The sequence below is a fragment of the Cryobacterium sp. RTC2.1 genome, assembly GCF_035018685.1.
Classification (GTDB): Bacteria; Actinomycetota; Actinomycetes; order Actinomycetales; family Microbacteriaceae; genus Cryobacterium; species Cryobacterium glucosi.
Map to the genome: position 1 here is coordinate 1 of NZ_JASJXJ010000233.1, position 3711 is coordinate 3711.

General features: G+C 69.7%; 2 protein-coding genes and 1 pseudogene. 2 read left to right on the plus strand and 1 reads right to left on the minus strand.

The features are described 5' to 3' along the window. Window positions 1–45: 45 nt before the first annotated feature. On the minus strand, window positions 46–1791 hold the full coding sequence (locus QN357_RS18200; protein WP_134559908.1) for a pyruvate dehydrogenase: 1746 nt from the start codon (window positions 1789–1791) through the stop codon (window positions 46–48). 178 nt (window positions 1792–1969) lie between these two features. On the opposite strand from QN357_RS18200, the gene QN357_RS18205 reads away from it, so the two are divergent. Both QN357_RS18205 and QN357_RS18210 read left to right on the plus strand, forming a co-directional pair. Next, window positions 1970–3295: a type III polyketide synthase gene (locus QN357_RS18205; RefSeq protein ID WP_277612939.1), complete on the plus strand. Its 1326-nt coding sequence runs from the start codon at window positions 1970–1972 to the stop codon at window positions 3293–3295. Between the two features lie 29 nt (window positions 3296–3324). Continuing rightward, window positions 3325–3711, plus strand: a pseudogene (locus QN357_RS18210) (methyltransferase); the annotation flags it as partial.

Consider the following 3711-nt stretch of genomic DNA (forward strand, 5'->3'; position numbering starts at 1 on the left):
GGCCGCGCCCGCCGTTTCGGGCGCGGCCCGCCGATGTGGGCGCGACTAGAGCTTGTGGATGTTCGTGCGGGCGAGCTGCACGGCCTCGCCGACGCCGCCGTTCAGCACGACCCGGGAGAGGGCGAGCGCGAAACCGCGCACCTGCGCCCCGGTGATCGTCGGCGGCATGCTCAGGGCGAGCGGGTCGGTGACGAGGTCGACGAGCGCGGGCCCGTTGTGCTCGAAGGCGCGCTCCAGGGCGCCGCGGATGTCGGCGGGATCCTCGACCCGCTGGCCGTAGATGCCGAGGGCGTTGGCGACGGCGGCGTAGTCGACGGCCGGAACGTCGACGCCAAAATCGGGGTAGCCGTCGACGAGCATCTCGAGCTTGACCATGCCGAGGGTTGAGTTGTTGAACACGACGATCTTCACCGGCAGGTTCTGCGCGGCGACGGTGACGAGCTCGCCGAGGAGCATGGAGAGGCCGCCGTCTCCGGACAGGGTCACGACCTGGCGCCCCGGGTGGCTCGCCTGGGCGCCGATCGCCTGGGGGAGCGCGTTGGCCATCGATCCGTGCAGGAGCGAGGCGAGCATCCGCCTGCGCCCGTTCGGGTTGATGTACCGGGCCGCCCAGACGTTGCACATGCCGGTGTCTGCGATGAAGACGGCGTCGTCTGCGGCGACCTCGTCGAGGATCGAGGCCGCGTACTCGGGGTGGATCGGCGTGCGCTTCTCGACGTTGCGCGGGTTGCCGTCGACCTTGTGCATGAGCTGTTCGTGGTGCTTGAGGGTCTTCTCGAGGAAGCGCCGGTCGGCGGTGCGGGTGATCAGCGGGGTGACCGCGTTGAGCGTCGCCGCGACGTCCCCGTGCACCGGCACCGTGACGTTCGTGCGCCGGCCGATGTGTTCCGCACGAATGTCCACCTGCGCGATGACGACATCCGTGCCGTCGGGCAGGAATTGCGAATATGGGAAGTCGGTGCCGAGCAGGATGAGCAGGTCGGCGTCGTGCATGCCGTCGTGGGCGGCGCCGTAGCCGATCAGCCCGGTCATACCGACGTCGAAGGGGTTGTCGTACTGGATCCACTCCTTGCCGCGCAGGGAATGCCCCATCGGGGCGGCGAGCAGGTCGGCGAAGGCGACGACCTCGTCGTGGGCTCCTGCGACGCCGATCCCGGCGAAGATGGCGATCTGGCGGGCGTTGTTGATGGCGTCGGCGAGGCGCTGCACGTCGGCCGTCGAGGGCACGAGCGTGCCCGGCTTGGTCAGGGTGATGGTCGGCGCGGTGCCGACGGAGGGCAGCTCGGCGATGTCGCCCGGGAGCGTGACGACGGCGACGCCGCGGAGCCCGATGGCGTGGCGCATGGCCATGCTCACGACGCGCGGGGCCTGGGCGGCGGAGCTGACGAGTTCGCAGTAGTTGGAGCACTCGACGAAGAGACGGTCGGGGTGGGTCTCCTGGAAGAAGGAGCTGCCGATCTGGGCGCTCGGGATGTGGCTCGCGATCGCGAGCACGGGTGCCCCGGAGCGGTGGGCGTCGTAGAGGCCGTTGATGAGGTGCAGGTTTCCCGGTCCGCAGCTCCCTGCGCAGACCGCGAGCTCACCGGTGAGTTGCGCCTCGGCGCTGGCCGCGAAGGCCGCGGCCTCCTCGTTGCGCACGTGCACCCAGTCGATGCCGCCCTTCGCGGAGCCGCCGCTGCGCCGAACGGCGTCGACGATCGGGTTGAGGCTGTCGCCGACGATGCCGTAAATGCGGCGCACGCCGGAGTCGATGAGCTGGGCGATGATCTGGTCGGCGACGGTCGTGGCCACGGGACTCCCTCGGATAGGCGGGCACCGGCCCGCGGTTGGCGACGCGCGTCCCCGTTGCCCCACGCCACATTCCAGCCTAGGCATCACTCCGCGCCACGGAACCGCGCCCAGCGGATTCACTGCCGGCGCCCAGTTTCGGGATCCGGGCATCCGTCGGCCGTTGCCGCCGCGCGCGAAAATGGGGGGTGTGCCTCGCAGGGCCGCGTGTAACACTGGGGCTATGTCCGTCACTCTGAGAGCGTTGCAGACCGTTGTTCCATCCACCGTCCTCATCCAGGAACAGGTGCGCGATGTGTTCGCGGCCCAGCCGGGATTGAGCAGGCTGGGGAAGAGGCTCGTGACGGCATCCTTCAACCTGTCCGGGATCGAGCGCCGTCACACCGTCATCGAGGAGTTGACCCTCGACTCGGAGAAGCCGGACCCGCAGTTCTTCGACGCGGCGACGCAGACCCTCCTCGTGCCGAGCACCCGGGTGCGCAACGAGCTGTACATCACCGAGGCGACGAAGCTCTTCGTCGAGGCCGGCCGCCGCGCGCTTGCTGCGTGCCCCGGTATCGAGGCCGCCGATGTGACGCACGTGGTGACCGTGTCCTGCACGGGCTTCTACGCGCCCGGCCCCGACTATATGCTCGTGCGGGAATTGGGCCTGAAGCCGACAACGCAGAGGTATCACTTGGGGTTCATGGGTTGCTACGCGTCGATGCCCGCGCTTCGCACCGCGAAGCAGTTCGTCGAAGCCGACCCGAACGCCGTTGTGCTCGTGGTGAGCGCCGAGCTCTGCTCGCTGCATCTCCGCACCTCGGACGACCCCGACACGATCGTTGCCTCCTCCCTGTTCTCGGATGGTGCGGCAGCGGGAATCGTGAGTTCGCGCGCCCCGGCGCCGGGCGAGAACGCCCTCAGCCTGGACCTCTTCGAGACCGTGATCACGCCGGTCGGCGAGGGCGACATGGCCTGGAAGATCGGAGATGAGGGCTTCGAGATGGTGCTCAGCAGCTATGTTCCGCACATCATCGACGAGCACATCGAGGGTGCTCTCGCTCCGCTCTTCGCGAAGGACCCCGGGCTCGCTGCCGCCGTCGCCGCTCTCGGTGAGACCATGCCGATCGAGGAATTTGCGTCTGAGGTTGCTGAGCTGGCCGAGGTCGCCGAGGTCGCCTCAGGCGGGTCTGTCGCCACGCTCACCGCCCCAGCCGTCGTGGTCGCGGCGGCCGAGGCCGCACGGGCGCCACTCAGCACCGCGATCGCGCACTGGGCGATCCACCCGGGCGGGCGCAGCATTCTCGACAAGACCGAGGCCAAGCTCGGGCTGAGCGAGGCGCAGCTCGTGCCGTCGCGGGAGACCCTGCGCTCCTATGGCAACATGAGCAGCGCGACGATCCTCTTCGTGCTGAAGGCGATCCTGGACGCCCAGGACACCGCGGACGGTGAGCGGCTCTGCGCCATGGCGTTCGGACCGGGGCTCACGGTCGAGTCCGGCCTGATGACTGTGGTGCGCGGCTGACGCGGTTGGCGCGATCGCCGTTGGTCCCGATGCTGCCGTTCCTCCGCCGGCGGGCGAGCGACGCGGTCGAGCTCATGGACGATCCGGGCTGCGACCCCGAGGTCCTGAGCCGCACGTACGACTATTTCCAATACGTGAACGCCGCCGTCTCCGGCTGGCGCGGGGTGTACCGGCGCGAGATCCGGCCGCTCCTCTCGACGAGCCGGGAGAGCACGCTGCTCGATATCGGCTCGGGCGGCGGCGACGTCGCCAGGGCGCTCGCCCGCTGGGCGGCCCAGGACGGCCTGCTCCTCACGGTGACCGCGATCGACCCGGATGCCCGCGCCCACCGCTTCGCGACCGACCGGACCGCCGCCGACCACGATGACGTCGCGCATCCGCTGCCCATCGCTCGCCTCAGCGCCCGACCTCGCCGA